23 protein-coding genes and 1 pseudogene are annotated in these 24,695 nt (G+C 63.5%); 20 read left to right on the top strand and 4 right to left on the bottom strand.

The window, feature by feature from the left end; translation table 11 throughout:
- Nucleotides 1–52: 52 nt before the first annotated feature.
- Both HBA99_RS23310 and HBA99_RS23305 read right to left on the bottom strand, forming a co-directional pair.
- Complete coding sequence (locus HBA99_RS23310; RefSeq protein ID WP_052399571.1) at nucleotides 53–424, bottom strand: type VII secretion target; 372 nt, start codon at nucleotides 422–424, stop codon at nucleotides 53–55.
- A gap of 193 nt (nucleotides 425–617) precedes the next feature.
- Nucleotides 618–1,878 (bottom strand): annotated as a pseudogene (locus HBA99_RS23305) (KasA/KasB family beta-ketoacyl-ACP synthase).
- Between the two features lie 335 nt (nucleotides 1,879–2,213).
- Between HBA99_RS23305 and HBA99_RS23300 the strand changes: the two are divergent.
- From HBA99_RS23300 to HBA99_RS23225, 16 genes are all read left to right on the top strand, one after another.
- Nucleotides 2,214–3,131: a class I SAM-dependent methyltransferase gene (locus HBA99_RS23300; protein ID WP_030097444.1), complete on the top strand. Its 918-nt coding sequence runs from the start codon at nucleotides 2,214–2,216 to the stop codon at nucleotides 3,129–3,131.
- Complete coding sequence (locus HBA99_RS23295; RefSeq protein WP_070932134.1) at nucleotides 3,128–4,078, top strand: SAM-dependent methyltransferase; 951 nt, start codon at nucleotides 3,128–3,130, stop codon at nucleotides 4,076–4,078. Before HBA99_RS23300 ends, HBA99_RS23295 begins: the two co-directional genes overlap by 4 nt.
- 156 nt (nucleotides 4,079–4,234) lie before the next feature.
- On the top strand, nucleotides 4,235–5,653 hold the full coding sequence (locus HBA99_RS23290; RefSeq protein WP_030097442.1) for an aldehyde dehydrogenase family protein: 1,419 nt from the start codon (nucleotides 4,235–4,237) through the stop codon (nucleotides 5,651–5,653).
- Between the two features lie 66 nt (nucleotides 5,654–5,719).
- Nucleotides 5,720–6,586, top strand: a complete 867-nt coding sequence (locus HBA99_RS23285; RefSeq protein ID WP_057965557.1) for an SDR family oxidoreductase — start codon at nucleotides 5,720–5,722, stop codon at nucleotides 6,584–6,586.
- Complete coding sequence (locus HBA99_RS23280; RefSeq protein WP_030097440.1) at nucleotides 6,583–7,545, top strand: NADPH:quinone oxidoreductase family protein; 963 nt, start codon at nucleotides 6,583–6,585, stop codon at nucleotides 7,543–7,545. The genes HBA99_RS23285 and HBA99_RS23280 overlap by 4 nt, the downstream gene beginning before the upstream one ends.
- Complete coding sequence (locus tag HBA99_RS23275) at nucleotides 7,542–7,991, top strand: MaoC family dehydratase (RefSeq protein ID WP_030097439.1); 450 nt, start codon at nucleotides 7,542–7,544, stop codon at nucleotides 7,989–7,991. Before HBA99_RS23280 ends, HBA99_RS23275 begins: the two co-directional genes overlap by 4 nt.
- A gap of 364 nt (nucleotides 7,992–8,355) precedes the next feature.
- Nucleotides 8,356–9,222 carry an MlaE family ABC transporter permease gene (locus HBA99_RS23270; protein ID WP_030097438.1) on the top strand — a complete coding sequence of 289 codons (867 nt, stop codon included), beginning with the start codon at nucleotides 8,356–8,358 and terminating at the stop codon, nucleotides 9,220–9,222.
- A 9-nt stretch (nucleotides 9,223–9,231) separates the two neighbouring features.
- On the top strand, nucleotides 9,232–10,092 hold the full coding sequence (locus HBA99_RS23265; protein ID WP_030097437.1) for an MlaE family ABC transporter permease: 861 nt from the start codon (nucleotides 9,232–9,234) through the stop codon (nucleotides 10,090–10,092).
- A 1-nt stretch (nucleotide 10,093) separates the two neighbouring features.
- Nucleotides 10,094–11,587, top strand: a complete 1,494-nt coding sequence (locus tag HBA99_RS23260; RefSeq protein ID WP_030097436.1) for an MlaD family protein — start codon at nucleotides 10,094–10,096, stop codon at nucleotides 11,585–11,587.
- Complete coding sequence (locus HBA99_RS23255; protein WP_030097435.1) at nucleotides 11,584–12,636, top strand: MCE family protein; 1,053 nt, start codon at nucleotides 11,584–11,586, stop codon at nucleotides 12,634–12,636. The genes HBA99_RS23260 and HBA99_RS23255 overlap by 4 nt, the downstream gene beginning before the upstream one ends.
- Nucleotides 12,633–13,658, top strand: coding sequence for an MCE family protein (locus HBA99_RS23250; RefSeq protein WP_030097434.1), 1,026 nt, complete (start codon nucleotides 12,633–12,635; stop codon nucleotides 13,656–13,658). Before HBA99_RS23255 ends, HBA99_RS23250 begins: the two co-directional genes overlap by 4 nt.
- On the top strand, nucleotides 13,655–14,794 hold the full coding sequence (locus HBA99_RS23245; RefSeq protein ID WP_070951864.1) for an MlaD family protein: 1,140 nt from the start codon (nucleotides 13,655–13,657) through the stop codon (nucleotides 14,792–14,794). The genes HBA99_RS23250 and HBA99_RS23245 overlap by 4 nt, the downstream gene beginning before the upstream one ends.
- Entirely contained in the window at nucleotides 14,794–15,978 is a 1,185-nt protein-coding gene (locus HBA99_RS23240; protein WP_030097432.1) for an MlaD family protein, read from the top strand. Before HBA99_RS23245 ends, HBA99_RS23240 begins: the two co-directional genes overlap by 1 nt.
- Nucleotides 15,975–17,345 carry an MlaD family protein gene (locus tag HBA99_RS23235; protein WP_030097431.1) on the top strand — a complete coding sequence of 457 codons (1,371 nt, stop codon included), beginning with the start codon at nucleotides 15,975–15,977 and terminating at the stop codon, nucleotides 17,343–17,345. The genes HBA99_RS23240 and HBA99_RS23235 overlap by 4 nt, the downstream gene beginning before the upstream one ends.
- Nucleotides 17,346–17,390: 45 nt before the next feature.
- Nucleotides 17,391–18,125, top strand: a complete 735-nt coding sequence (locus tag HBA99_RS23230; RefSeq protein WP_057965552.1) for a hypothetical protein — start codon at nucleotides 17,391–17,393, stop codon at nucleotides 18,123–18,125.
- Nucleotides 18,126–18,136: 11 nt separating this feature from the next.
- Entirely contained in the window at nucleotides 18,137–18,616 is a 480-nt protein-coding gene (locus HBA99_RS23225) for a DUF456 domain-containing protein (protein ID WP_030097429.1), read from the top strand.
- An 8-nt stretch (nucleotides 18,617–18,624) separates the two neighbouring features.
- Here the strand turns inward: HBA99_RS23225 and HBA99_RS23220 are convergent, their stop codons facing one another.
- Both HBA99_RS23220 and HBA99_RS23215 read right to left on the bottom strand, forming a co-directional pair.
- The gene (locus tag HBA99_RS23220) at nucleotides 18,625–19,455 is read right to left on the bottom strand and encodes a tyrosine-protein phosphatase (protein ID WP_030097428.1); all 831 of its coding nucleotides are present in this window, start codon (nucleotides 19,453–19,455) and stop codon (nucleotides 18,625–18,627) included.
- Nucleotides 19,452–20,720, bottom strand: coding sequence for a nucleoside permease (locus HBA99_RS23215; protein WP_044105413.1), 1,269 nt, complete (start codon nucleotides 20,718–20,720; stop codon nucleotides 19,452–19,454). Before HBA99_RS23215 ends, HBA99_RS23220 begins: the two co-directional genes overlap by 4 nt.
- 103 nt (nucleotides 20,721–20,823) lie before the next feature.
- On the opposite strand from HBA99_RS23215, the gene HBA99_RS23210 reads away from it, so the two are divergent.
- The 4 genes from HBA99_RS23210 (at nucleotide 20,824) to HBA99_RS23195 (ending at nucleotide 24,692) form a co-directional block, all read left to right on the top strand.
- Nucleotides 20,824–21,915, top strand: coding sequence for a phosphotransferase family protein (locus tag HBA99_RS23210; RefSeq protein WP_030097426.1), 1,092 nt, complete (start codon nucleotides 20,824–20,826; stop codon nucleotides 21,913–21,915).
- 39 nt (nucleotides 21,916–21,954) lie between these two features.
- On the top strand, nucleotides 21,955–22,713 hold the full coding sequence (locus HBA99_RS23205; RefSeq protein ID WP_030097425.1) for a crotonase/enoyl-CoA hydratase family protein: 759 nt from the start codon (nucleotides 21,955–21,957) through the stop codon (nucleotides 22,711–22,713).
- Between the two features lie 156 nt (nucleotides 22,714–22,869).
- Nucleotides 22,870–23,802 (top strand): class I SAM-dependent methyltransferase, encoded by a 933-nt coding sequence (locus HBA99_RS23200; RefSeq protein WP_030097424.1) that lies wholly within the window; start codon nucleotides 22,870–22,872, stop codon nucleotides 23,800–23,802.
- A 2-nt stretch (nucleotides 23,803–23,804) separates the two neighbouring features.
- Nucleotides 23,805–24,692, top strand: coding sequence for an SAM-dependent methyltransferase (locus HBA99_RS23195; RefSeq protein ID WP_030097423.1), 888 nt, complete (start codon nucleotides 23,805–23,807; stop codon nucleotides 24,690–24,692).
- Nucleotides 24,693–24,695 lie beyond the last annotated feature (3 nt).

The following is a 24,695-nucleotide window of genomic DNA, read 5'->3' as shown; positions in this document are numbered from 1 at the left end:
TTGGACGACACTTCGGCGGTGGGATAGACCAGCTTGCTGGCAGGATCCGCAGTCATAGCGTGCCCGGGATCGAGGAGTAGGTGTGGTCGAGGTTTGACGCAGAATCACGATCGGTGCGCTCATACATGTCAGCCGTCGCATCCAGCTCCATCGCCGACGTGTACACGAGTTCACGCAGACGCGCTGCGTTGGCGGTCAGCTTCGTGTGAGCCGCGTTTACCGCGGTTCTGACATTTTGGTAGATCATGGCGTCGGAAGCGCTGAGATTGAGCCAGTTATCCAGATAACGGGTCAGCTCATTGTTGGTGTCCGCTAATCGGAAGTACTCGTTTGCGCAGCTGCGTATGGCATCTGTCTCGGCGCGAAAGAAGTACGTCTTGTATACGCCCTCACCCCACATATCGCCGTTGTCTGGTAGCCCCATTGCCTTCCCTCGCTTTCCTGAATCTGGATTCAGGAAAGCGTAGCGTCGTTGTGCGGGCGCAATGGGAGGTACGTTGCCAGGATCTCAAATGTGCACTGCGTGCGTAGTTCCGTCCAACGCCGACACGCCGCCTAGTGGCGGAATCGTGCGATACGAATCCGCCGCCAGACGGCGTGTCGGGGAAGAGTAGTGATCAGTACTTGCCGAGGGCGATGGCCACGTTGTGGCCGCCGAACCCGAACGAGTTGTTGATGGCGTACTTGTAGTCGCCCTTGCGGGGCTCCTTGCTGACGATGTCGAGATCGATCTCGGGGTCCGGCGTCTCGTAGTTGAGGGTGGGGCGGAATGATGCCCTCCTGCAACGACTTCACCGTGATGATGGCCTCGACGGCACCGACCGCACCCACCGAGTGCCCGAGGGCGCCCTTGGGTGCGTAGACCGCGGCGTTCTGCAGACCGGACCTGTGAATAGCCTTGCCCTCGGCGACGTCACCGACACTGGTGGCGGTGGCGTGCGCGTTGACGTGGTCGATGTCCTTGGCATCGAGCCCGGCAGTCTCCAGAGCCCGGTCCATCGCCTTGGCCGCCCCGATGCCATCGGGATGCGGTGCCACTACGTGGAAGCCGTCCGAGGTGATGCCCGCGCCGAGCAGGCGCGCGTAGATCCGCGCGCCACGTGCCTTGGCGTGCTCCTCGGTCTCGATGACCATGAGTGCGCCGCCCTCGCCGAACACGAAGCCGGTGCGGTTCTTGTCGAACGGTCGCGATGCCCCCGCGGGGTTGTCGTTGTCGGTAGACATCACGATGCGCATGTTGGCGAATGCGGCGATGGGTGCGGCCTCGATGGCGGCCTCGATACCGCCGCAGATGGCGATATCGGCGTCGCCGTAAGCGATTTGGCGCCAGGCGTGGGCGATGCCCTCGTTACCGGAGGCGCATGCCGAGACGGGGGTAATCACACCACCGCGCGCCTTGCGCTCCAGGCCGATGACAGCGGCAGGACCGTTGGGCATGAACATCTGAACGGTAAGGGGGGAAACGGCTTTCGTACCCCGGGCGCGCATCTCGTCATAGGCTTCGACCAACTTCTCGCCGCCGCCCAGGCCGGTGCCCACCGAAACCGTCAGGCGCTCCAGATCGATATCGTCGGGAGCACCGGCGTCTGCCCAGACCTGACGGCCCAGGATCGCGGCCAGGCGCTGCACATAGGACAGGCGGCGAAGCTCGATCTTCGTCATGTCCTTGTCGAAGTCGCGGACCTTGAGGTGCCCGCCGATCTTCACCGGCAGGTCGTACTGGGCGACGAAATCGTCGTCGAGTACGCGAATGCCGCTCTCGCCGTTGAGGAGCCCTTTCCAGGTGCCCTCGACATCGGGTGCGATTGATGTCGTCATGGCCATACCGGTCACAACAATGTTTGGGAAACCGCCGTTGGCGGTGGATGGCTTCGGCATTGGAAGCGCCCTCCCCTTTCAAACTCTTCTGAGCTATCTGCTGAACCGAATTTTAATGATGTGTCTGCTAGCGAACTCCGCCAGGGTGGGTATCTAGGCGGATGCGCTCATGAACCCTATGTGAGATTCGGGTAGGAACTGCACAAATCGATGAAGTGTGTCCGGGAGGTTGACGTCCTCCAGCACAGTGCTCGAAACGCAACGGGCAAATGAATTTAGGGCTCGGTTACCTGGGTCTCACCTGGGTGAATGTGACCCGTCGCACAATGCCGGTCATCGACGGAGATCGGTAGCATTGCTCACTATTGGGTCTAGTTTGCCTTGAGAGGAGCCGCATGCGGGTCGACGGGGACACCTGGGACATCACTTCCAGCGTGGGGGCCACCGCCCTCGGGGTGGCGGCCGCACGCGCCACCGAGACGCTGCGGACCGACGCGCTCATCCACGATCCGTTCGCGCAGATACTCGTTGACGCGACCGGTAAATCGACTGGCTGGGAGCGTTTGGCGGCCGGCGACATCGAGTGGCCAGATCCCGAGGCGGGCCGGATCTACGGACGGATGGTCGACTACCAGGCCACCCGCACCAATTTCTTCGACGCCTACTTTCTGGCAGCGGCGGCTGCGGGCATCCGGCAGATGGTCATCTTGGCCTCTGGTCTGGATTCGCGCGCCTACCGCCTCGACTGGCCGGCCGGCACCACGGTGTTCGAAATCGACCAGCCGCAGGTTCTGGAATTCAAGGCCGCCGCACTGGCCGCCCATGAACCGAAGGCGCAACGGCACGCCGTAGCCATCGATCTGCGCGAGGACTGGCCGGCCGCCTTGCGTGAGGCGGGGTTCGATGCCGCGAAACCCACCGCATGGCTGGCCGAGGGCCTGTTGCCGTATCTGCCCGCCGACGCCCAAGACAGTCTGTTCGCCAGCATCGGTGCGTTGAGCGCTCCGGGCAGCCACATCGCGGTCGAGGGGTATGAGGGAAAGCTGGTTCTGGACGAGAGCGAGGAGGAAGCCGCCCGTCGGGAGCAGGTGCGAGCCGCATTCAAGACCGCCGTGGATGTCGACGTCGCGATCGAGAACTTGATCTACGAAGATGAGAACCGCGCCGATCCTGCGGAATGGCTTGGTGCACACGGTTGGTCGGTGACCAAGACCGATGCGCACGACGAGATGGCACGGCTGGGCAGGCCGGTGACCGAGGACGTCGAACAGGGGACATTCCGCGGCCAGCTGATCCAGGGTGAACTCCGGTGAGCAACGTGACCACCGCGCGCTCCGACGACGACAGCTGGGACATCGCGAGCAGCGTGGGCGCCACCGCGGTCATGGTGGCCGCCGCGCGGGCGGCTGAAACCCGCAGTGACGCGCCACTGATCAGGGACCCTTTTGCGCAGCTTCTCGTGGAGCGTGCCGGTGCCGGGGCATGGTCGGTGATTGCGAGCGACGACGTACGACAGCAGCTTGCCGAGCTCGATCCCGAAGCCGACCGCATCATGCAGTACGCGGTGGACTATCAGGCCGTCCGCACGCGATTCTTCGATGGTTTCTTCGAGCGGGCTTCGCGGGCGGGAATCACCCAAGTGGTGATCCTGGCCGCTGGCCTGGACTCGCGTGCGTATCGCCTGGACTGGCCGGCCGGTACCACCGTGTACGAAATCGACCAGCCACTCGTGTTGCAGTACAAGCGTCAGACACTCGACGAGCACGACGTGCGCTCTGCCTGCCTGCGCCGTGAGGTGGCCGTCGACCTTCGGCAGGATTGGCCGGTCGCGCTGCAACGCGAGGGATTCGACGTCACTGCGCCCACGGCGTGGCTGGCCGAAGGCCTGCTCATGTACCTGCCGACCGAGGCGCAGGACAGGCTCTTCGAACTGATCGTGGATCAGAGCGCACCGGGCAGCCGGATCGCCGTCGAGGCCGTCGGGCCGGACAACGCCAAACGGCATGAGGTCCGCAGGAAGATGCGTGAACACTTCGATCGGGCCCGCAAGCTGGCGGGAATCGAGGGCGAGTCCCTGGACGTCGGATCGCTGATGTACCACGACGAGAACCGCACCGATGTTCCGCAATGGCTCGCCGGGCGTGGGTGGACGGTCCGGGCGATTCCGGCCGAGGCCGAGATGGCGGATGCCGGCCGACTGGTGCACTCGGAAGAAGACATACGGGGAAACACCCTGATAGAAGCCGAGCTCAAGGGCTGATGGAGCGCGGCCCTCAGGGGTGCGGGGTTCTCAGGTCCCAACTGGTTGGTTACCATCGGTGATACAGCTCACGTAGCTGCCATCGCTGGTCCGTATGCGCGTACGTGACCTGCGTAGATGCACTCACTGATGAGCGTGCCATCGAGAGGAACGGATATGACCACCGAGATCTCTACGCCTGCCGACCAGCACGCTGCGTCCGAGCCTTCCCGCATTCCGGGGATCGTCCGGGGCCTGCGGGAGACGTTCGCAACAGGCCGGACCCGCGAGTACCACTGGCGCAAGGCGCAGCTCGTCGGCTTGGAGCGACTTTTCTCCGAGAACGAGGCGGCGATCGCCACCGCATTGCACGAGGACTTGGGTCGCTCGTCGGCCGAGGCCTGGATCGCCGACGTGGTCGGGTCGGTTGTCGAGGTGGTCTATGCGCGCAAGAACCTGCGGCGCTGGATGCGACGCAAGCGGGTACGGGGTCTTCCGTTGGCACAGCAACCGGCCAAGGCATGGTCGGTACCGGAGCCCTACGGCACAGTGCTCGTCATCGGTGCGTGGAACTTCCCGCTGTATCTGACGCTGGGTCCCGTGGTCGGTGCGTTGGCCGCTGGCAACACCGTGGCCATCAAGCCTTCGGAGATCGCGCCCGCTTCCTCGGCGTTGATGGCCAAACTCATTCCGCAGTACCTCGACCCGCACGCCGTTGCTGTTGTCGAGGGCGACGGGTCGGTGACACAGGAACTGCTGGCGCAGGGTTTTGACAAGGCTCTGTTCACCGGCGGCACCGAGATCGGCAAGCGCATTCTGGAAGGCGCCGCACAACACCTGACACCGGTCGCACTGGAATTGGGTGGCAAGTCGCCGGTCTACGTCGCCGCCGATGCCAACATCGAAGTGGCCGCCCGCCGCATCGGATACATGAAGGGCCTCAACTCCGGTCAGGTGTGTCTGGCTCCCGACTATGTCCTGGTGGACCCGGCGGTTCGCGATGAGCTGGTCGAGAAGATCACCGCGGCATGGGCAGATTTCCAGGCGGACAAGGAATCCAAGGGACTGCGCGTGGTGAACCAGCGCCAGTTCGATCGTCTGGTGGGCTACTTGGCCGCGACCGAAGGAGAGGTCGCCACCGGCGGTGCCTCCGACGCGTCCGCGCTGACCATTGAGCCGACGATCGTTGTTGATCCCAGCGCTGACGAACCGCTCATGCAGAACGAGATCTTCGGCCCGATCCTTCCGGTGTTGACGGCGGACACCCTTGACGACGCCATCGACTTCATCAATTCGCGGCCAAAGCCGCTGGCAGCCTATGCCTTTACGGAGTCGAAGCGCATCGGCAACCGATTCATCGACGATGTGCCCGCGGGTGGCACCGTGATCAATCATCTGCTGTACCACGCCGTCATCCCGAACCTGCCCTTCGGCGGAGTCGGTGCCAGCGGTATGGGCGCCTACCACGGCAAGGCCGGATTCGACGAGTTCAGTCACCTCAAGTCGACTCTGTACAAGAGCACCAAGATGGACCTCAAGCTTCCGTACCCGCCGTACCTGGAGAAGAACCTTAAGCTGATGAAAAAGCTTATGTAGTTGTAGTTTTCGTCCTCCATATCATTCAGCAACCCAATGAAGTGCCAAGTGAATTAGGAGTTCTGCATGCCGGGAGTGCAAGACCGGGTAATTGTCGTGACCGGAGCCGGTGGAGGCCTGGGCCGTGAGTACGCCCTCACCCTCGCCGGCGAGGGCGCCTCGGTGGTCGTCAACGACTTAGGTGGTGCCCGAGACGGATCCGGTGCCGGGTCCGCCATGGCCGATAGCGTGGTTGACGAGATCAAGGCGGCCGGGGGCCGCGCCGTTGCCAACTACGACAGTGTCGCTACCGAAGAGGGCGCCGCCAACATCGTCAAGACCGCGGTCGAAGAGTTCGGCGCCATCCACGGTGTAGTCAGCAACGCCGGCATCCTGCGAGACGGCACTTTCCACAAGATGACCTATGACAGTTGGCATGCGGTGCAACAGGTTCACCTGTACGGCGGATACAACATCACCCGCGCCGCATGGCCGCATTTCCGCGAGCAGGGTTACGGCCGCATCGTGGTCGCCACCTCGACCAGTGGTCTGTTCGGCAACTTCGGGCAGGCCAACTACAGCGCCGCGAAGCTGGGACTCGTTGGGCTCATCAACACCCTCGCGTTGGAGGGCGCCAAGTACAACATCCACTCCAACGCGATCGCGCCGATCGCGGCCACCCGGATGACAGCCGATATCGCCCCGGAGGCTGTGCTGGACAAGCTGCCACCGTCCTTCGTCGCCCCGGTTGTCGGATACCTGTGCACCGAGGAAAGCACCGATAACGGCTCGGTTTTCGTCGTCGGTGGCGGCAAGGTGCAACGCGTCGCGCTGTTCGAGAACGCCGGTGCGGACTTCGAGACCCCGCCCACCGTCGACGAGGTTGCCGAGAAGTGGTCGCAGATCGCGGATCTGTCGAATGCGGTCAAGGCCGGCCCTCCTTCGCTCGCATGAAAGCTGTACAGGCGCAGTCGCTGTCGGGCCCAGAGGGGCTGGTCTACACCGATGTCGAGGAGCCGCGCGGTGACAACGTCGTGGTCGTCGACGTCAAGGCCGCGGGAGTCTGTTTTCCCGACTACCTGATGACCAAGGGCGAGTACCAGTTACGAATGGAGCCTCCGTTCGTCCCAGGTATCGAAACCGCCGGGGTCGTGCGGTCGGCACCCGCGGGTTCGGGGATCAACCCCGGTGACCGGGTGATGGCCTTCAATTTCATTGGCGGGTATGCCGAACGGGTGGCAGTGGCGCCATCCAACATTCTTCCGACGCCCCCGCAGCTAGACGATGCCGAGGCCGTCGCCCTCATCGCGAACTACCACACGATGTACTTCGCGTACGCCCGCCGTGGACAACTGCGTGCGGGGGAGACGGTGCTGGTACTCGGTGCGGCCGGCGGTATCGGAACTGCCGCCATCCAGATTGCCAAGGGCCTGGGGGCCAAGGTGATCGCGGTCGTCAACCGGACCGCCGCAACGGAATTCGTCAAGAGTGTCGGTGCCGATATCGTCCTGCCCCTCGAGGATGGCTGGGCTAAGGCGGTGCGCGAGGCGACCGGCGGTGTCGGTGTCGACATGGTGGTGGATCCCATCGGTGGGCCCGCCTTTGACGACGCGGTACGCACCCTGGCCTCCGAAGGCAGGCTGTTGGTCGTCGGATTTGCGGCCGGTGCGATACCGACAATCAAGGTGAATCGGCTGCTGCTGCGCAACGCCTCGCTGATCGGTGTGGCCTGGGGCGAATTCCTGCGCACCCATACGGATTACCTCTATGAGACCCAGGCGGGGTTGGAGAAGTTGGTGGCCGAGGGCATGCGGCCGCCGGTGAGCGCGCGGATACCGTTGTCGGAGGGCCGTCAGGCGCTCCAGGACTTCGCCGATGGAAAGGTCTACGGGAAGATGGTCCTCGTTCCGTGACCACCAAGGTGTTCAACGGAATTGCCGACGTCGCGGTGGGTGATCTCGGGGCCACCGATTGGCTTGTGGTCGATCAGGAGCGGGTCAACACCTTTGCCGACGCCACCGGTGACCACCAATGGATTCACGTCGATACCGAACGGGCCGCTGATGGCCCGTTCGGTGGCACCATTGCCCACGGGCTGCTCACGTTGTCGCTACTGCCGCAGTTTCAGTTCCAGCTGATTCGGGTCGACAACATCGCGATGGGGATCAATTACGGGTACAACAAGATTCGATTCCTCAACCCGGTCCTGGTGGGATCGCGACTGCGTGCCCGGGCCGAGGTGACCCATGTCGAACAGAAGCCGGGCGCCGTGGACGTGACGATCTTGACGACCGTCGAGATCGAAGGCGTCGACAAGCCGGCTTGTGTGGCCGAATCGATTTCGCGCTTTATCGCCTAGCCGACCGGGATATCGCGTTAGAGGCTCGGGGCCACAGCTCATTTCGGCCGGTCCGTGACAAGGGTGAGAAACTGCACGCCAGTCGGTGTGATAGCTATTCTCGCCCAATGAAATCGCGACCTGCGATTTGTCCATCGTTTAGACAGCGCATATAGCAGAGTGTCCAAAATCTCACCGTGATCTACGACGATGTGTAGATCACGTCAGTCAGGTGTTATGTTACTGCTCAGTTTGGGCCGTGCTTTCTCTGTGACCAGCGAAGATGGTGGGCCCGAGAGGTTTGGACGAGAGGGCATCACGTGGGTCAGCCAGCACACGGACGTGTTGCCCTGGGGTATTCGGTGCATTCGATCGTGAGCGCGTGATGACCACTTTCGACACGGCCGGTACCGGCCGCCCCGCAACACCGTCTCGTGACGCCGTATCCGGCGCCCTCAAGGAGTACGTACGCAAGCACCCGGTGCAGGCGGTAGAAACCGCAGGCAGCCAGATCGTCCTCGGTGTACGGGCGATGCAGTACATGTTCTCGGACCTCATCCACCGCGCGTTCCCGTGGAAGGAATTCATCCACCAGGGTGCGTTCATGGCGGGCAGCGCGGTGGTCCCGACGCTGCTGGTGGCCATTCCGATCGGCGTCACCTTGTCGATCCAGTTCGCCCTGCTCGCGGGCCAGGTTGGTGCGTCCTCGTTGGCAGGTGCGGCAAGTGGTGTCGCGATCGTGCGTCAGGGCGCCTCGCTGGTTGCCGCGGTGCTGATGGCCTCCGCGGTGGGCTCGGCCATCACCGCGGACCTGGGGTCACGAACCATGCGCGAAGAGATAGATGCCATGGAAGTCATGGGTGTCTCGGTAATTCGGCGGCTCGTCGTCCCACGCGTGGCCGCTGCGGTTCTCGTCGGTGTCGGCCTCACGGGCACCACCTGCTTTGTCGGCTTCCTGGCCAGCTATTTGTTCAACGTCTACTTCCAGCACGGCGCACCCGGAAGCTTCGTCGCGACCTTCGCGTCGTTCACCCGGGTCGACGACCTGATCCTGGCGCTGCTCAAGGCGATCCTTTACGGCCTCATCGTCGCCATCGTCGCCTGTGACAAGGGATTGACCACCAAGGGTGGTCCCGCAGGTGTCGCCAACTCCGTGAATGCCGCGGTCGTCGAGTCGATCTTGGTGCTCATGCTGATCAACGTGCTCGTCAGCCAGGTGTACGTCATGGTCTTCCCCCGGCATGGGATATAGGGGCGCGTCATGACTATCTCTACATACCGCCCCAAGGGCGTCCAGCCGATCATCGATGCCGGGCATCGGGTCGCCCAGTCGATTCGGCGGCTCGGACACATGCTGGCGTTCTTCGTGGAGGCCATTGCCTCCATCCCGAACGCGCTGCGCTACTACTCCAAGGAGTTCTTCCGGCTGCTGGCCGACGTCACCTGGGGTAATGGCTCGCTGGTCACCGGTGGCGGAACCGTCGGCGTGGCCGCGGTGTTGGGTGCCACGATCGGTGCCCTGATCGGTATCGAGGCCTACAACCTGCTGAACATCATCGGCTTGGGGCCGGCCACGGGATTCATCTCCTCCTTGGTGTCGACCCGTGAGTTGGCGCCGGTGATGGCGGCCCTCGCCTTCGCGATGCAGGCCGGTTGCCGCTTCACCGCGCAGCTGGGTGCTCAGCGCATCAACGAGGAGATCGACGCACTGGACGCGCTGGCGATCCGGCCCATCCCGTACCTGGTCACCACTCGATTGATGGCTTCCACCGTGGCGGTGGTTCCGCTGTACCTGCTGTGCCTGGTCATCAGCTACATCACGTGCCGCCTGCTTGTCGGGATCTCTAGCGGCGGCTCGATCGGCGGTGCCTACAACCACTACTTCACGATGATGCTGAGCGGCACCGACATTGTCTACTCGGTGATCAAGGCCGTCGTCTTCGTCTGGATCGCCTCAACCATCCAGTGCTACTTCGGATTCAACGCCTCGGGTGGACCCGAGGGCGTGGGTGTGGCCGCCGGACACGCGATGCGTGCTGCCATCACCGTCGTGATCATCGTGAACATGCTTCTCACCATGGCGTTGTGGGGAGTCGACGCTGGCGCAAGGTTCGGTGGTTGACGTGAGTGGTGGTTCATTCTCATCTAGCGGCCGCGGCTGGTCCGATCGCGCGCTGCTTCTCTCCGGCATCGCCGTGCTGGCCATCCTGGGATTGGTGACCGGGCTACTACTCGCCAAGTCCAAAGGCTTGCTGGAAGACACCGTCAAGGTCAACGCGCAGCTGATGAACGTCGGTGACGGTCTGCCCGAACGTGCCGACGTGAAATTCCGCGGCATGCTCGTCGGCGCCGTCACGTCGGTGACGCCGGCCGAAGACGGCAAGCCGAACATCGTGCACATCGACCTGAAGTCCGAGCACGCCAGCGGCATTCCGAGCACGGTCACCGCGCGGGTGGTGCCGAGCAACGTGTTCGCGGTGTCGTCGGTGCAGCTGGTCGATAACGGCGATGGTGCCGCACTGCGCGACGGTGCGGTGATCACCGAGGACACCAAGCTGCCGACCGTGCTGTTCCAGACCACCACGAACAAGCTGCGTCAGGTGCTTGCCGCCACCGAACGGCAACGCGGCGATGCACCGATCGGCTTGATCGGGGTCTTCGGCGAAGCCACCCAGGGGCGCGGCGACAAGCTGCTGACCTCCGGCGCCCGGCTGCAATCCATCCTCACCGAGTTCAACGCCATCGTGTCTGCCAGCCCGAACGATCCCTCGACGATCGCGGCGCTGGAGAAGGTGTCGGCGGCGCTCAGCACCACCTCACCGCGACTGTTGGACAACCTGGAGAACGCCCTGGTGCCGCTGCGTACCCTGGCCCAGAAGCAATCCGATGTGCGGGGGCTGCTCTCGGCCGGTCTGCACACCGCGGGCACCGCATCGACTGCCATCGACAACCACATCGACCAGATGATCGGCATCGGTACGCACCTGACGCCCGTTGTCGGTGTCCTGGCACAGCATTCGGGCCAGTTCGTGCCGATCGCATCGCGCATCAAGGTGCTGTCGGACGCGATTTTCGAGAACGGCTGGGATCCCGGCCGTCAGGTCCTGGGCCTGAACCTGATCCTGTCGTTCAGCCCGGCGTGGACCTATGTCCGCGACGACTGCCCCCGGTACGGCGAGCTGGCCGGACCCAGCTGCACCACCGCACCGGAGACGCGCCAGTGGATCGACATTCCCGAGGTGTTGCAGCCGGGCAGCTACAAGCCGCCGCCGGATATCGCGCCGCCCCCGGGAACCATCTTCCCGCCGACCGCAGCCGACATCATGCTGCACGGCACGGGCCCCAACCCACAGGAAGTCGACCGGGCCGCCAACCCGGTGCTGCCGCCGTTCGGCCCGCCACCTAACCCGGCACCCGCCGGAGTGGCCCCCGCATCCTTCGGTGGGAACGTCGGGCCGGTCGGAAGCGCGATGGAGCGCGCGCAGCTCGGCAAGGCGCTGGGCGGAGATCCCAGCGCCTCGCAGCAGCTGCTGCTGGGCCCGGTGGCTCGCGGGACCACGATTTCGGTGAGCCGCGATTCGGTACAGCCCAATGCGGTCGAGGGAGGCGGACGATGAAGAACTTCCGGGCCGCGGTGATCGGACTCTCGCTATTCGTCGTGTTCGCCATCGGCGTGACGACTCTGGTGTACGGCACGCTGCGCCGCGACACCACAGGCTCGACAAAGAGCTACAGCGCGATCTTCACCGATGTCACGGGTGTGCGCGTCGGCGACGACGTGCGCATCGCAGGTGTACGTGTGGGCCGCGTCGACTCGATCGAACTGGATGGCTCCCTGGCCAAGCTCAAGTTCCGGGTGAAGAGCAACCAGAACCTGTACGGCAATTCGATCGTCTCGGTGACCTACCAGAACATCATCGGACAGCGATACATCTCGCTCTCTCGTGGTCTGGACGGCAGCCCGGAGCGCCTGCCCGAAGGCAGCGTGATTCCCGTGGAGCGCACAGAGCCGTCCTTCGACGTCGGCGCGCTGCTCAACGGATTCGAGCCGCTGTTCACCCTGCTGGATCCGAAGCAGGTGGACAACCTGTCCAACGGGCTCATCGACGCCTTCGCCGGTGACCGGGGCGCGCTGGCCCATGTGGTGGCGCAGACCACCGAGATCACGAAATCCTTTGCCGGGCGCGATCAGTCGCTGGGTGGGCTCATCGAGAACCTCAACACGGTGCTGGAGAACGTGGCCAAGCAGAACGACAATCTGGACCAGCTCGTGGTGCAGAGCCAGAACGTCGTCGGGGAGCTGGATAACCGCCGCCAGAGCCTGGTCTCGTCCATCGGTTCGGCCACGCATGTGGTCAGCCGGATCCAGACCATCGGCGACAACGTGTACCCGCAGTTGCAGGAGCTCGTCTATCGCGAGCCGGGCACTGCAGCGCACATCCTTGCCAACAAGGACCAGTTCGCCTTCCTGGGCTCCAACCTGCCGCTGCTCCTGAAGGGACTGGCCCGCACGATGCAAGACGGTGCGTACGGCAATTCGTATGCCTGCCAGCTGAACATCAACGGATTCTTCCCGGGCCTCAATGACCTGGTGCCCGCCATTGTCCGGCACGCCACGCACGGTGGTGTCGCGAAGTACACACCGAAATGCCGAGGGATCGAATGAGCCCCCGTGAACGCAGGCTAGAAGACCGCAGCAAGTTCTGGATCGGCATGATCGCCGTCGGTGTCGTTACGGCGATCATCGCGTCGATGCTGCTGTTCCGCCAGATCGGCTTCGGATACACCCGGTACAAGGCAGAGTTCGCGCAGGCGGCACAGCTCAAGAAGGGCGACTACGTCAGTGTCGCCGGGGTTGATGTCGGCGAAGTCAAAAGCGTTGTGCTCGATGGCACCAAGGTCCTGGTCGACATGCGCGTTCGGGACGAGGTGAAGCTGGGCGCCGAGACCCAGGCCGCGATCAAGACCACCACGCTGCTCGGTTCGCGATACGTCGAGCTGCGGCCGCGCGGTGCAGGGGTCATTCCCAACAAGCGAATCGCGTTGTCGCACACTGAGGTGCCATACGACCTGCAGGCGCTGCTCGCGGACACCGCTGCCACCTATGAACAGGTCGATACGACCAAGCTGGCGCAGTCCATCGACATCTTGGCAAAGCAGCTCGAGGGGCTGCCCGAGGCGCTGCCCGAGGCCATGAAGAACCTGAAGGAACTCTCGGGGATTGTTTCTACCCGTCGCACGCAGATCGGCGAGTTGCTCAAGAGTGCGTCCACCGTCACCGCCACGTTGCATCGGCAACAGGCCAACCTCGGGCACCTGGTCTTCCAGGGGCGGGACCTATTGGGAGAGTTTGTATCCCGTAAGGCATCGTTCCAGCGCCTGATGGCCTCGATCACCAAGGTGGTCGACCTGCTGAGCAAGGTCGTCGTCAAGGACCGGCCCGCATTCGAGAAACTGTTGCAGCAGCTGCGGGAAGTCACGGCGATGGCCAGCGACCATGACGACTACGTACGAAACCTGTTGCAGATCCTGCCCGTCCCGCTGAGGAACCTGACCAATGCCACCGGCTCGGCGTACTCCATGAACATCAACCTGACCAACGGTCTGGTGGTGGACAACTGGATGTGCGCGATCAGCAGCCGCGCGGAGCAATGGGGTCTGCTCGAGTACTTCAAGGACTGCGCATGAGCGTGAACGTGACACAGCAGGGGTCCACCGCGCGCCGCGTCTTCATAATCGGTGTGGTTTCGGTGCTGGTGATTGCCGCCGCGATTGGTGGCTACCTGGGGCTGCGCAAGGCCGGTGTGGTGGACGACAAGATCTCCGTCACCGCCCAATTCGATGAAGGCTCTGGCCTTTTCGTCGGCAATGTGGTCGAGGTACTCGGCTTGCCGGTGGGCGCCATCGAATCGGTAGAGGCCAAGGGCACGTATGTCGAGGTCAAGTTCAACGTCGACAAGGACGTGAAGGTACCGGCGAATGTCATTGCCGCCGCCTTCACCAGCTCGGTCCTCACCGATCGGCACGTGGCGTTGAGTCCGCCGTATACCGAGGGCCCGGTGCTCAAGGATGGCGATGTCATTCCGCTCGACCGCACTCGCACGCCCGTGGGGTTTGACCGCGTACTGGCCACTGTCGACAAGCTCGCCTCGGCGATGAAGGGCGACGGAAAGGGCGGTGGGCCGGCGGCCGACCTGGTCAGCATCGGCGCGCAAGCCGCTTCGGGTAACGGTGAACAGGTTAAGACCGCCCTCGATGAGCTGTCGAAGGCATTGAAGATGACCACCGACGGAGCCGAGACCAAGGATCAGCTCACCACGATCATCAAGAGCGTGAGCTCGCTGGTGAACGCGATGGGGGAGAACGACAAGGCGATTCGTCAGTTCGGTTCCGCGGTACACGGCACGGCGGACGTGCTGGCCGCCGAGCGATTCGGCACCGGGGACACCGGCCGCAAGGCCAACGAGGTGCTGAAGAGCACCGCCGAACTCCTCGAGAAGAACCGCGACGTCATCAAGGGCCTCATCGGAAACGGCAATGTCACCTTGCAGTCGTTGACCGACAACCAGCGTGAACTCAAGGAAACTCTGGATCTGCTGCCGTTGACGCTCGACAACGTGGACCGAGTCATCGACCCGGTGAACGGGTCGATCCGCCTGCACCCGCTGTTGGACAAGCTGCTCTTCGAGAGCCAGTTCACCAAGGAGATCTGCAACATGATGGGTCTGCGGCAGCTCGGCTGCAGCACCGGAACGCCAGCCGATTACGGACCCGATTTCGGACTGACCTACATGCTCGACGGCATGGCCAGGATGGGGCAGTGATGAGCCGCTTGAAGGTTTCCAAGCTGAGAGTCGCCGCGCTGGCTGCGGCCGGTGTGCTGTCTGTATCTGCGTGCACCCCACCGGGACTCGACAGCCTGCCGCTTCCGGCCCCCAACATGGGCTCGAAGTCCTACCAGCTGACCGCGCGATTCGCCAACGCGCTCAACCTTCCCGCGAAGGCCAAGGTGCGTCTCGGCGGAGCCGACGTCGGCGAGGTCGAGTCGATGGAAGCCGTCGACTATGTCGCGGTAGTCCAGCTGCGTATCCGAGAAGGCGTGCGGTTGCCCGTCGGAACCACGGCGCAACTGCGCACGGCCACCCCATTGGGCGATGTGTTCGTGGCGGTCACTCCGCCTGCCAAGGTCACCGGTCAGCTCCTCAAGGATGGCGGCACGCTGGATCTGGACAACACGTCGTCGGCGGCCACCGTCGAAGGTGTGCTGGCCTCCGCTGCCGTGCTGGTCAATGGTGGCGTCATCCGCAATCTGACGCATGTGGTGAACGGGCTCGGTAAGTCTTCTGGCGGTAATGGCAGTAACGGCATCGTGTTTGGTGAGATCGTGAAGCAGTCCGATCAGTTGATGGGCACGCTCAACGGCAGGTCCTCACAGATTCAGAACTCGTTGGACAGGACTTCCCAGCTGGCCGCGACACTGTCGGCTCGGGAGAAGACCATCAACGATCTGCTGGAGGCCGGTGCGCCGGCGTTGAAGGCCGTTGATCCCGACCAGGTCGGAGATCTCGCCGACACCGCGGGCCACATCTCCGATCAGCTGGCGAAGTTCCCGTCGATCCAGGGCACCGACTCGCGCAGCATGATCGCCGATTTCAACTCGATTGCGCGGGGCTTCAACGACATTGCCGTGAGCCCTGACACCAGCCTGGTCGCCTTGAACCGGCTGCTTCCGGTGCTGGTGAAGGCGAATGCGGGTAGTGCCTTGGCCGTCGATGTGAACATGGCCAAGCTCGCGCTGGGTAACTGGCCCGACGCGGGATACAAGGGCGATCCGACCTTCCATGGCCCCAAGCAGGCCGACTGGGGTTATCTGGTCGGTAGCTTCAAGTACTCGTTGTACCGGTTGCAGGAACGCGTCGTGGGTCAGGGACCGAACCCGCCCATGCCGCCTGCTCCGGAGCCTGCTCCCGCGCCGGCACCTGCGCCCGAACCGGGACCGGGCCGATGACCGCCCCCGCGACGGGACCCACCCAGTCCCACGGTCTGCTGGAATCGCTCTCGCGAGGGCTGGTTGCGCTGTCCGATGTCTTCAAGCGCAGCTGGAAATGGCTGTCCGTAGTGGGCCTGGTGGCCATCCTCGTCATCTGCGTCGGTTACGTGATGTTCGGGACTCTGAAGGTCAATCCGATCGAGTCCAAGTACCAGGTGAAGGTGCAGCTGCACGAATCCGGTGGGCTGCTGCCGAATCAGGAAGTGACGCTGCGCGGAGTGCCGATCGGCCGGGTGCAGTCCGTCAATCTCGAGAAGGGCGGCGTGGTCGCGACCGCGGCGATCGACGGCGCCGTGAAGCTGCCGGTCAACAGCGAGGTGCGGGTTTCCGGACTATCGCCCGCTGGTGAGCAGTACCTCGACTTCCGGCCGACGACGAACGACGGCCCATTTCTGAAGAACAACAGCGTGGTCGCGCTGGGTCAGGCGACCACTCCGATAACCCTGGCGCAGGTGCTGGCCGATTCCGATGGGCTGCTGGCACAGCTTGATACCGAGAAGCTGAGCACAATCCGTAAGGAACTCGGCGTCAGCACGCAAGGCCCGGAGAAGCTTGGCGACATCTTCGACGGCGGCACCTTCCTCATTACGACCCTTGATGGTGTGTTGCCGGAGACGGTGACCTTGTTGAAGTCGAGCAAGGTGACTTTCTCGACGCTCGTCGACCTCAATGCGGGATTGGATGCGACCGGCCAGCAGCTGGGGAGCACCTTCGGCGGGTTGAAGAAGATGGATGGCGGCTTCCGCACGCTGCTCGGGCGCGCCCCGCAGACGTTGCACAGCGTGGACAATCTCTTCACCGACAACTCCGACACCATGGTGCAGTTGTTGGGCAATCTCGCGACGGTCGCTCAGTTGAACTACGTGCGCGTCCCGGCGCTCAACGCGCTGTTCCCTGGACCCGAGGTGCGTGGGTCGGCGCTGGAGAGCGCGGCGACGATCTTCCATGATGGCGCCATCTGGGCGCTCGCGGACCTGCTGTATCCGCGACCCACATGTGATTACGCGACACCGCGCAAGCCCGTCTCGGATGCCAGCTTCTACGAACCGGCGCTGTACTCCACGTACTGTGCCAATCCGGACCCGGCGATGCTGGTGCGCGGTGCTCGCAACGCTCCGCGTCCGGCCGACGACGACACCGCGGGTCCGCCGCCCAACGCCGATCTGTCCAAGGTGTCCGATCCGACGCCGCGCGGTAAGTGGAGTATTCCGACGCCGTATGGTGGACCGCAGTGGCCTCTGCCGATTCCCGGGGATGCGCCTCTGCCTCCCGATGCACCTGCGCCGCCACCCGGTTTCGGTAATACTCCACCTACCGGACGCTAGGTACGTTCGGACCGGTACCAAGCAACACGCGCAAGGAGCACAACCATGGCAGATGACGTTGCCGGCAAGGACGCCAAGAACGCGGATGAGTCTGCGGTGACCTCGGATGCGGAGAAGGTCGAATCCTCGGCGGACAAGGCAACGGAAGCTGCAGCAGAAGAGGTCGCTGACCTCGATGCGGACGCATCTGAGAAAGACTCCACGGATTCGAAGGACGCCGAGGGCTCGAAGGATTCCAAGGACGTCGATGACGAGGACATCAGCCTCGAACCCGACGAAGAGGAACAGAGCCCGAAGCGGTTCGGGGCCCGCCATTGGGCCTTGACCGCGGCCGCATTGGTGGTCATTGCGATCGCCGCCGGGACTGCCATCATCGGGCGGCTCTACGAGGAGCAGCGCATCGAGGAGCGGTCGTCTCGTGAGGCACTGGCCGCGGCACAGGAATTCGCCAACGTCATGATCAACGTGGACAGCGCCAAACTCGATGAGAGTTCCAGCAAGACGCTGGACAGATCTACCGGTGACTTCAAGCAGAAGTACTCCGAGTCCAGCACCACGCTGCGCCAGGTCATGATCGAGAACAAGGCCAAGGCAACGGGTGTTGTGGTCGATTCCGCGGTGAAGTCGGCGACGCCCGACAAGGTCGAGGTGCTCATGTTCATCGATCAGGCAGTGTCCAATGTGGCGGTTCCGGATGCGCGCATGGACCGTAGCCGCGTTCAGATAACCATGGAGAAGGTCGACGGACGCTGGCTTGCCAGCGATGTCGAACTGACTTAGCCGCCCCTCTGATGAGTGTCGGCGGACTGCTACTCGTCGCCCTGGGGATAGCCATCGGGATGGTCGGCATCGTGGTGCCGATGGTTCCCGGAACCACGCTGGTGGTGCTCTCCATCGGGGCGTGGGCCCTCGTCGAATCGACCACCAAAGCCTGGGTGGTCCTTGGCATTGTGGTGGCACTGGCCGTCGTGACCACGGTAGTGAAATACGTATGGCCCGCTGCGCGCATGCGCGAGGCAGGAGTGCCCACGCTGAGCCTGGTGCTTGGCGGCGTCGTGGCGATCATCGGGTTCTTTGTCATCCCGGTGGTTGGGTTGGTGATCGGCTTCGTGCTCGGTATCTACCTCGCGGAATTCCTGCGCCGCAGCAGCCAGAAGCAGGCGTGGGCCGCGACCGTCACGGCTGTGAAGGCGGTCGCCACCTCGATCGGTATCGAGATGGTGGGCGCGATGGTATCGGCAGGCATCTGGCTGGGTGCCGTACTGATCTGAATCGTCTTCTAGGTCAGTGCTTTCCGCAGTGCTGCAAGGCCATCGCCGTCGATTCCGGCAGCAGTGACCATCGCCTCGGGTGACCCGAAAAGCTTTGCGATTTCGCTGAATCCGGTGTCGAGGTATTCCTCGCGAACGCCGAGCACCTCATCGGAGAGCATCGCGGCCATGGTCTGCGCCAGCTCTGGTTCGGCGGCAGCCATCTGTGCCGAGATATGAGCCCGCATCGCGCCGATCGCCGCATTGCTGCGCAGGTAGTCCGCGGCGATATCGGCATAGTCGATACCTACCGTGTGCAGCAACACCCCGATCAGAAGACCGGTACGGTCCTTGCCCGCCGCGCAGTGCACCAAAGCTGTTGCACCGCTAGCGAGTTGGCTGGCAACTGCCTTGAGGGCGACGAGCGTGCCGGGGAGTTCGACGAACCGGCGGTACTCGGCCAGCATGAACTCCACTTGGGATGCCGGATCCGGGCCACGGCCCGAAGTCATGCTCGTGATCATCATCTGCCGGTAGGCGATTTCATGCGGAGCGCGCTCCTCCCCGGCAGCTGGGGTGGCGAAGGGAACCTCGTGTACCCGGATTGCGTCGTCCACCCGGTCAGAACCGGTGCGTGCAATCTCGGTGGGGCTGCGCAGGTCATACAGATCAGTGATGCCGAGGGTGCGCAGTGTCTGGGCGCCCGCCGCGGTCAGACCGCTCAGTTCAGAAGACCGAAACAGCACTCCCGGTCTGAGGGTGACGGGTGAATCCGCGCCGCCGACATCCCGGAAGTTCCAGATGCCCTCCACAGGGCTGTCTGCGGGGGAGGCGGTCGATTCAGCGTTGGAGATCGTCACACCCCCACGGTAGCGGGCGCGTTTTTGACGGCGTTCTCGCCCGGTTTGTGGCGGAACAGCAGGAAGAACGCGATCGTGACCACCAACGAGTACGCGGCGAAGCTCAACCAGATGCCATGCCAGTCCTTGCTCTGATCCGGATAGGTGAAGAAGTACTCGATGACGGCTCCACTGATGAGACTGCCCAGCATGGCGCCGACCCCATTGGTCATCAACATGAACAGGCCCTGCGCGCTCGCCCGGATCGCGGGGTCGCACTGGTCCTCGACGAACAGCTGGCCTGAGACATTGAAGAAGTCGAAGGCCATGCCGTAGACGATGCAGGACAACACGATCATCCAGAGCCCGGCGCCGGGATTGCCATAGGCGAACAGCCCGAAGCGCAATGTCCAAGCGGTCATGCTCATGAGCATGACCCCCTTGATTCCAAAGTGGCGCAAGAAAAATGGGATGGCCAGGATGAACAGCGTCTCGGAGATCTGTGAGATGGACATGATGATCGCTGGATGCTCGACGGTGAAGAGGCCCTTGTACTCGTCGATGGCGGCGAAGTCGTGCAGGAACGTGTCGCCGTAGGCATTGGTGAGTTGCAGCGCACCGCCGAGCAGCATCGCGAAGACGAAGAAGACGGCCATATTGCGGTGACGGAACAGGGTGAAGGCAGTGAGGCCGAATCTGTCGGCGAATGTGGTGCTGCGCGTGCGGTCCAGCTTCGGGGGACAGCTGGGTAGCGTGAACGCGTAGAGCCCCAGGAGCAGCGCCGCCGTTCCGGCGACGTAGAACTGGCCGGCCGAGGTTTCCAGCTTCAGCAGGCTCACCGTATGTAATGCGGCGATGAATCCGACGGTGCCCCACACGCGGATCGGCGGGAAGCTGACGACGGTGTCCTTGCCGGCATCCTTGAGGGCGTTGAAGGCAACGGTGATGGCCAGGGACAGCGACGGCATGTAACACAGCATGTTGAGCAGCAGAACCCAGAAGAAGACGGTGGGGCTGTTCACCTGGGGGAGGCTGAACAGCGCTGCGGCTCCGCCCAGATGCAAGATCCCGTAGAGCTTTTCGGCGTTCACCCATTTGTCGGCGATCACCCCCATGATCGGCGGCGTCAGGATCGCGGCAATACCCATGGTGGAGAAGACCGCCCCGAAGTGCGCTCCCGACCAGTGCTTCGCGTTGAACCAGTACGCCCCGAGCGTCAACAGCCAGGCTCCCCACACGAAGAACTGCAGGAAGTTCATGACGATGAGGCGGGTAGAGAGGTTCATTGGACACCAATAGTGGGGGACATCGGCCCAGTTGGCAGCGCGAACCGCTAAGGAATGTCCCGGCCCCTCACTGATCGTTTGTGCCGTCAGGTAAACATGACCCATGCACAAGGACGTGTCCGCTTCACCCGAAGGCCCCGCCGGCGACGTGTCGCTGGACGCCGATGCCATTCCCGCGAGCCTGCTGGCGTACCTCAACCGCGAGCTAGGGGAGGAGGTCAGCGTCCGGAGGCTCTCGGCCGGACATTCGAATCTGACCTATGTGGTCACGGGAAGCTCTGGTGTGCAGTGGATTATGCGGCGCCCACCGTTTGGACGGCTGCAGGCCGGTGCGCACGACGTGATGCGTGAGTACCGGGTGCTCGACGCGCTCAGCGCGGCCCAGGTGCGGGTTCCGCGCGTGACGCTGGCCAGCACCGATGCGGAGATCTTCGGCGCCCCGTTCTATTTGATGGAGCGTCAGGAAGGCGAGGTGATCAGGGACGTCTCGCCGGAGTGGTTCGTCGGCACGGCGCGCCGGGAGCTGGTGCTCGATCTGGCGGTCGCATTGGCCGAAATTCACAATGCGGACCCGATGCGGTTGGTGGAGGCCAAGTTGGGTCGTGAATCAGGTTACTTAGCACGACAATTGAAGACATGGGGTGGGCAATGGGAGTCCATCAAGGAGCTGCCCACCGGCCGTGATCTGGAGGATCACACGGCCATTACCGCGTGGCTCACCCAGAACTATCCGGGAGACCGCCCCGCGGCCGTCGTGCACGGCGACTACAAGCTGGACAACGTGCTGGTCGACGCGGCCACGGCGCGGATTACCGCGGTGCTGGATTGGGAGATGGCGACCGTCGGCGATCCACTGGCGGACCTGGGATATCTGCTGTACATGACCCCCGAGCCGGGAGGGGAGGTCGCCATGTCGGAGCTCACCGGTTCGGTGACCGCGCAAGAGGGTTGCCCCTCGCACGTCGAGATCGCCGAGGCCTACCGTGGAGCCCGAACTGGCGACCAAAGCTATTGGACACCAGAGGATTTGATCTACTACCAGGTGCTGGGTGGGTGGAAGCTCGCCACCTTGCTGGAGGTGTCCTATCAGCGCCATCTCGCCGGAACCACCGACGACCCCTTCTTCGCCGAGCTGGACCAGGGTGTTCCGAGGCTACTTTCGGTGGCTCGCAGCCTGATTCCTGCTACTAGCTAGCATCAAGAAACAAACTCACCGACCACCTGGAGGAATGTCATGGCCGACGAAGTCCTGATCGAACAGCGTGACCGTGTCCTATTGATCACCATCAACCGTCCGGACGCGCGTAACGCGGTAAACAGGGCCGTCAGCCAGGGGCTCGCCGCAGCGGCGGATCAGCTGGACAGCTCCGACGACCTGTCCGTCGCCATCATCACCGGCTCGGGTGGAAATTTTTGTGCGGGAATGGATCTCAAGGCATTCGTAAGCGGCGAGGCGGTACTGTCCGAGCGCGGCCTTGGTTTCACCAATGTGCCGCCGCGTAAGCCGATCATCGCCGCGGTGGAGGGCTTCGCCCTGGCAGGCGGCACTGAACTCGTACTGTCCTGTGATCTGGTGGTGGCCGGCCGGAGTGCCAAGTTCGGCATCCCCGAGGTCAAACGTGGTCTGGTGGCCGGCGCCGGTGGCCTGTTGCGTCTGCCGAAGCGAATCCCGTACCAGGTAGCCATGGAGTTGGCGCTCACCGGAGACTCGTTCACCGCGGAGGACGCCGCCAGGTACGGATTCATCAACCGGCTCGTCGACGATGGTCAGGCACTGGAGGCCGCGCTGGAGTTGGCTGCCAAGATCACCGCCAATGGGCCCCTAGCCGTCGCGGCCACCAAGCGCATTGTCATCGAGTCGGCAAGCTGGGCCCCTGAGGAAGCCTTCGCCAAGCAGGGCGAGATCCTCATGCCGATCTTCGTCTCCGAGGATGCCAAGGAGGGCGCGCAGGCGTTCGCCGAGAAGCGTGCACCCGTCTGGAAGGGCAAGTAGTCCTCTCGCATCTGTCATCTCGAAAAGGATCAGTGGCGCTCCCAGTCAATCGGCGTACTGTAGTTAGTTGTGCAAACTTTTCATGGGTAAAACCCCGTGACCTGCATTTTTAGATGTACGCACACCTGACATGCGCGTTTGATGGGAGACACTGCTGTGGCCAGAACCGAAGGTGACACCTGGGACATCGTGACGAGCGTGGGCGCGACTGCGCTCATCGTCTCTGCCATGCGTGCTGTCGAGGCGCGTAAGGCAGAGCCGCTTGCGCGGGACGACTATGCGCAGCACTTTGTGGCTGCGACCAAGACTGAGGCGCCGATCTTTTCCGAGCTCCTGGAGGACCCCACTGTCGCCCAGGAGCCCGACGTGCAGCTGTTCTCGAGTTATCTGGGGGCGCGGACGAAGTACTTCGACGAGTTCTTCCTGGCTGCGGGAAATGCGGGTGTGCGCCAGGCGGTGATCCTGGCGGCGGGCCTCGACGTCCGCGGGTATCGGCTGCCCTGGGCGCCGGGCACCACGGTCTATGAGCTTGACCTTCCGAAGGTGCTCGAGTTCAAGAAACAGGTTCTCGACGAGCACGGGGTGCGGGCCACGACTACCGTCCACGACCTGCACGTCGACCTCCGCGACGATTGGCCCGAGGCGCTCACAGCGGCGGGTTTCGACGCCACCCAGCCGACGGCCTGGCTGGCCGAGGGGCTGCTTCCGTTCCTGCCCGGTACCGCGCAAGACCTGCTGTTCCAGCGCATTGTCATGCTGTCCGCGGCCGGAAGCCGTGTTGCCGTAGAGGATTTCGGTGCCCCCGGTACCCAGGCAGATCGGATGTCGAGCGCTATGGAGAACGAAGACGGCGCACTGCGCCGGATATTCAAGAGCATCGTCGAGGAGGACGCACCCCCATCGAGCCTCTGGTTCGCCGACGAGCGCGAGGATCCGGCGCAGTGGCTAACCGGGCACGGCTGGACCGTCGAGGCCACCACAGCGGGTGAACTGCTGAAGCGGTACAACCGGGCTCCGTTGGCCGGTGAGCATGAGCTGACGGATGCCATGGGGCAGAGCCGGTACTTCACCGCATCTCTGGGGGCATGACCATGGCGCGCACCGACGGAGACACCTGGGACATCGTCACGAGCGTCGGCTACACCGCGCTGGCGGTCGCGGCCGCTCGAGCACTCGACGCGAAACTGGATCCGCCACTGGCACACGACGAGTACGCCGAGAAGTTCGTTGCCGCCGCCGGCGAACCGCAATTGGCCCAAGCCGTGGCCGCCGGCGACATCAGCGGCCTCGCCGGTGCCAATGCCAGTTGGGTCGGTGTGCGGACGCGATTCTTCGACAACTTCTTTGCCGATGCGGCCGGAGCCGGGGTGCGGCAAGTGGTCATTCTGGCCGCAGGATTAGACGCCCGTGCGTACCGATTGCCCTGGCCCACGGGTACGACCGTCTTCGAGGTGGACCAACCGCGGGTTCTCGAATTCAAAGATCAAGTACTCGCCGGGGCGGAGGCTGGTCCGGCGGCCGGTCGGGTGCCGGTGGCCGTCGACCTGCGTGATGACTGGCCGAATGCGTTGGTGGGGGCCGGGTTCGATCCCGAACAGGCCACCGCATGGGCTCTGGAAGGGCTGTTGCCCTACCTGCCCGGGGTGGCACAGGACGCACTTTTCGAGAAGTTGCATGAGCTGTCGGCTCCCGGAAGCCGGATCGCGGCCGAGCTGGGTCCCTTGCCCGGGGAGATTGCACAGTTTGAGCGGGACATGCCGTCGCATGCAGATTCTCCTGGTCAGCCGAAGGTCTCCGAACTCTGGTACGACGATCCCCGGCGAGATACCACGTCGTGGCTTGCTGAAAGAGGCTGGACCGTCGCGGGAATCGACCTTGTGGAGGCGGCCGTGGGATACGGCAGGCCGTTCGGGGAAATACCCCGATCATTCGAAACACTGCTGCGTACAAAGTTTTTCACCGCTACCCGGACAAGCTGAGAG

Source organism: Mycobacteroides chelonae (assembly GCF_016767715.1).
GTDB lineage: Bacteria > Actinomycetota > Actinomycetes > Mycobacteriales > Mycobacteriaceae > Mycobacterium > Mycobacterium gwanakae.
This window is presented reverse-complemented; position numbering and strand designations above follow the sequence as displayed.

What these genes read in the sequence shown, in the direction of transcription:
- HBA99_RS23230 (WP_057965552.1), top strand. Translation starts at nt 17,391, where the DNA reads ATGGCAGATGACGTTGCCGGCAAGGACGCCAAGAACGCGGATGAGTCT.
- HBA99_RS23255 (WP_030097435.1), top strand. Translation starts at nt 11,584, where the DNA reads ATGAAGAACTTCCGGGCCGCGGTGATCGGACTCTCGCTATTCGTCGTG.
- HBA99_RS23205 (WP_030097425.1), top strand. Translation starts at nt 21,955, where the DNA reads ATGGCCGACGAAGTCCTGATCGAACAGCGTGACCGTGTCCTATTGATC.
- HBA99_RS23310 (WP_052399571.1), bottom strand. Translation starts at nt 424, where the DNA reads ATGGGGCTACCAGACAACGGCGATATGTGGGGTGAGGGCGTATACAAG.
- HBA99_RS23245 (WP_070951864.1), top strand. Translation starts at nt 13,655, where the DNA reads ATGAGCGTGAACGTGACACAGCAGGGGTCCACCGCGCGCCGCGTCTTC.
- HBA99_RS23280 (WP_030097440.1), top strand. Translation starts at nt 6,583, where the DNA reads ATGAAAGCTGTACAGGCGCAGTCGCTGTCGGGCCCAGAGGGGCTGGTC.
- HBA99_RS23265 (WP_030097437.1), top strand. Translation starts at nt 9,232, where the DNA reads ATGACTATCTCTACATACCGCCCCAAGGGCGTCCAGCCGATCATCGAT.
- HBA99_RS23210 (WP_030097426.1), top strand. Translation starts at nt 20,824, where the DNA reads ATGCACAAGGACGTGTCCGCTTCACCCGAAGGCCCCGCCGGCGACGTG.
- HBA99_RS23285 (WP_057965557.1), top strand. Translation starts at nt 5,720, where the DNA reads ATGCCGGGAGTGCAAGACCGGGTAATTGTCGTGACCGGAGCCGGTGGA.
- HBA99_RS23250 (WP_030097434.1), top strand. Translation starts at nt 12,633, where the DNA reads ATGAGCCCCCGTGAACGCAGGCTAGAAGACCGCAGCAAGTTCTGGATC.
- HBA99_RS23240 (WP_030097432.1), top strand. Translation starts at nt 14,794, where the DNA reads ATGAGCCGCTTGAAGGTTTCCAAGCTGAGAGTCGCCGCGCTGGCTGCG.
- HBA99_RS23300 (WP_030097444.1), top strand. Translation starts at nt 2,214, where the DNA reads ATGCGGGTCGACGGGGACACCTGGGACATCACTTCCAGCGTGGGGGCC.
- HBA99_RS23215 (WP_044105413.1), bottom strand. Translation starts at nt 20,720, where the DNA reads ATGAACCTCTCTACCCGCCTCATCGTCATGAACTTCCTGCAGTTCTTC.
- HBA99_RS23270 (WP_030097438.1), top strand. Translation starts at nt 8,356, where the DNA reads ATGACCACTTTCGACACGGCCGGTACCGGCCGCCCCGCAACACCGTCT.
- HBA99_RS23235 (WP_030097431.1), top strand. Translation starts at nt 15,975, where the DNA reads ATGACCGCCCCCGCGACGGGACCCACCCAGTCCCACGGTCTGCTGGAA.
- HBA99_RS23225 (WP_030097429.1), top strand. Translation starts at nt 18,137, where the DNA reads ATGAGTGTCGGCGGACTGCTACTCGTCGCCCTGGGGATAGCCATCGGG.
- HBA99_RS23290 (WP_030097442.1), top strand. Translation starts at nt 4,235, where the DNA reads ATGACCACCGAGATCTCTACGCCTGCCGACCAGCACGCTGCGTCCGAG.
- HBA99_RS23195 (WP_030097423.1), top strand. Translation starts at nt 23,805, where the DNA reads ATGGCGCGCACCGACGGAGACACCTGGGACATCGTCACGAGCGTCGGC.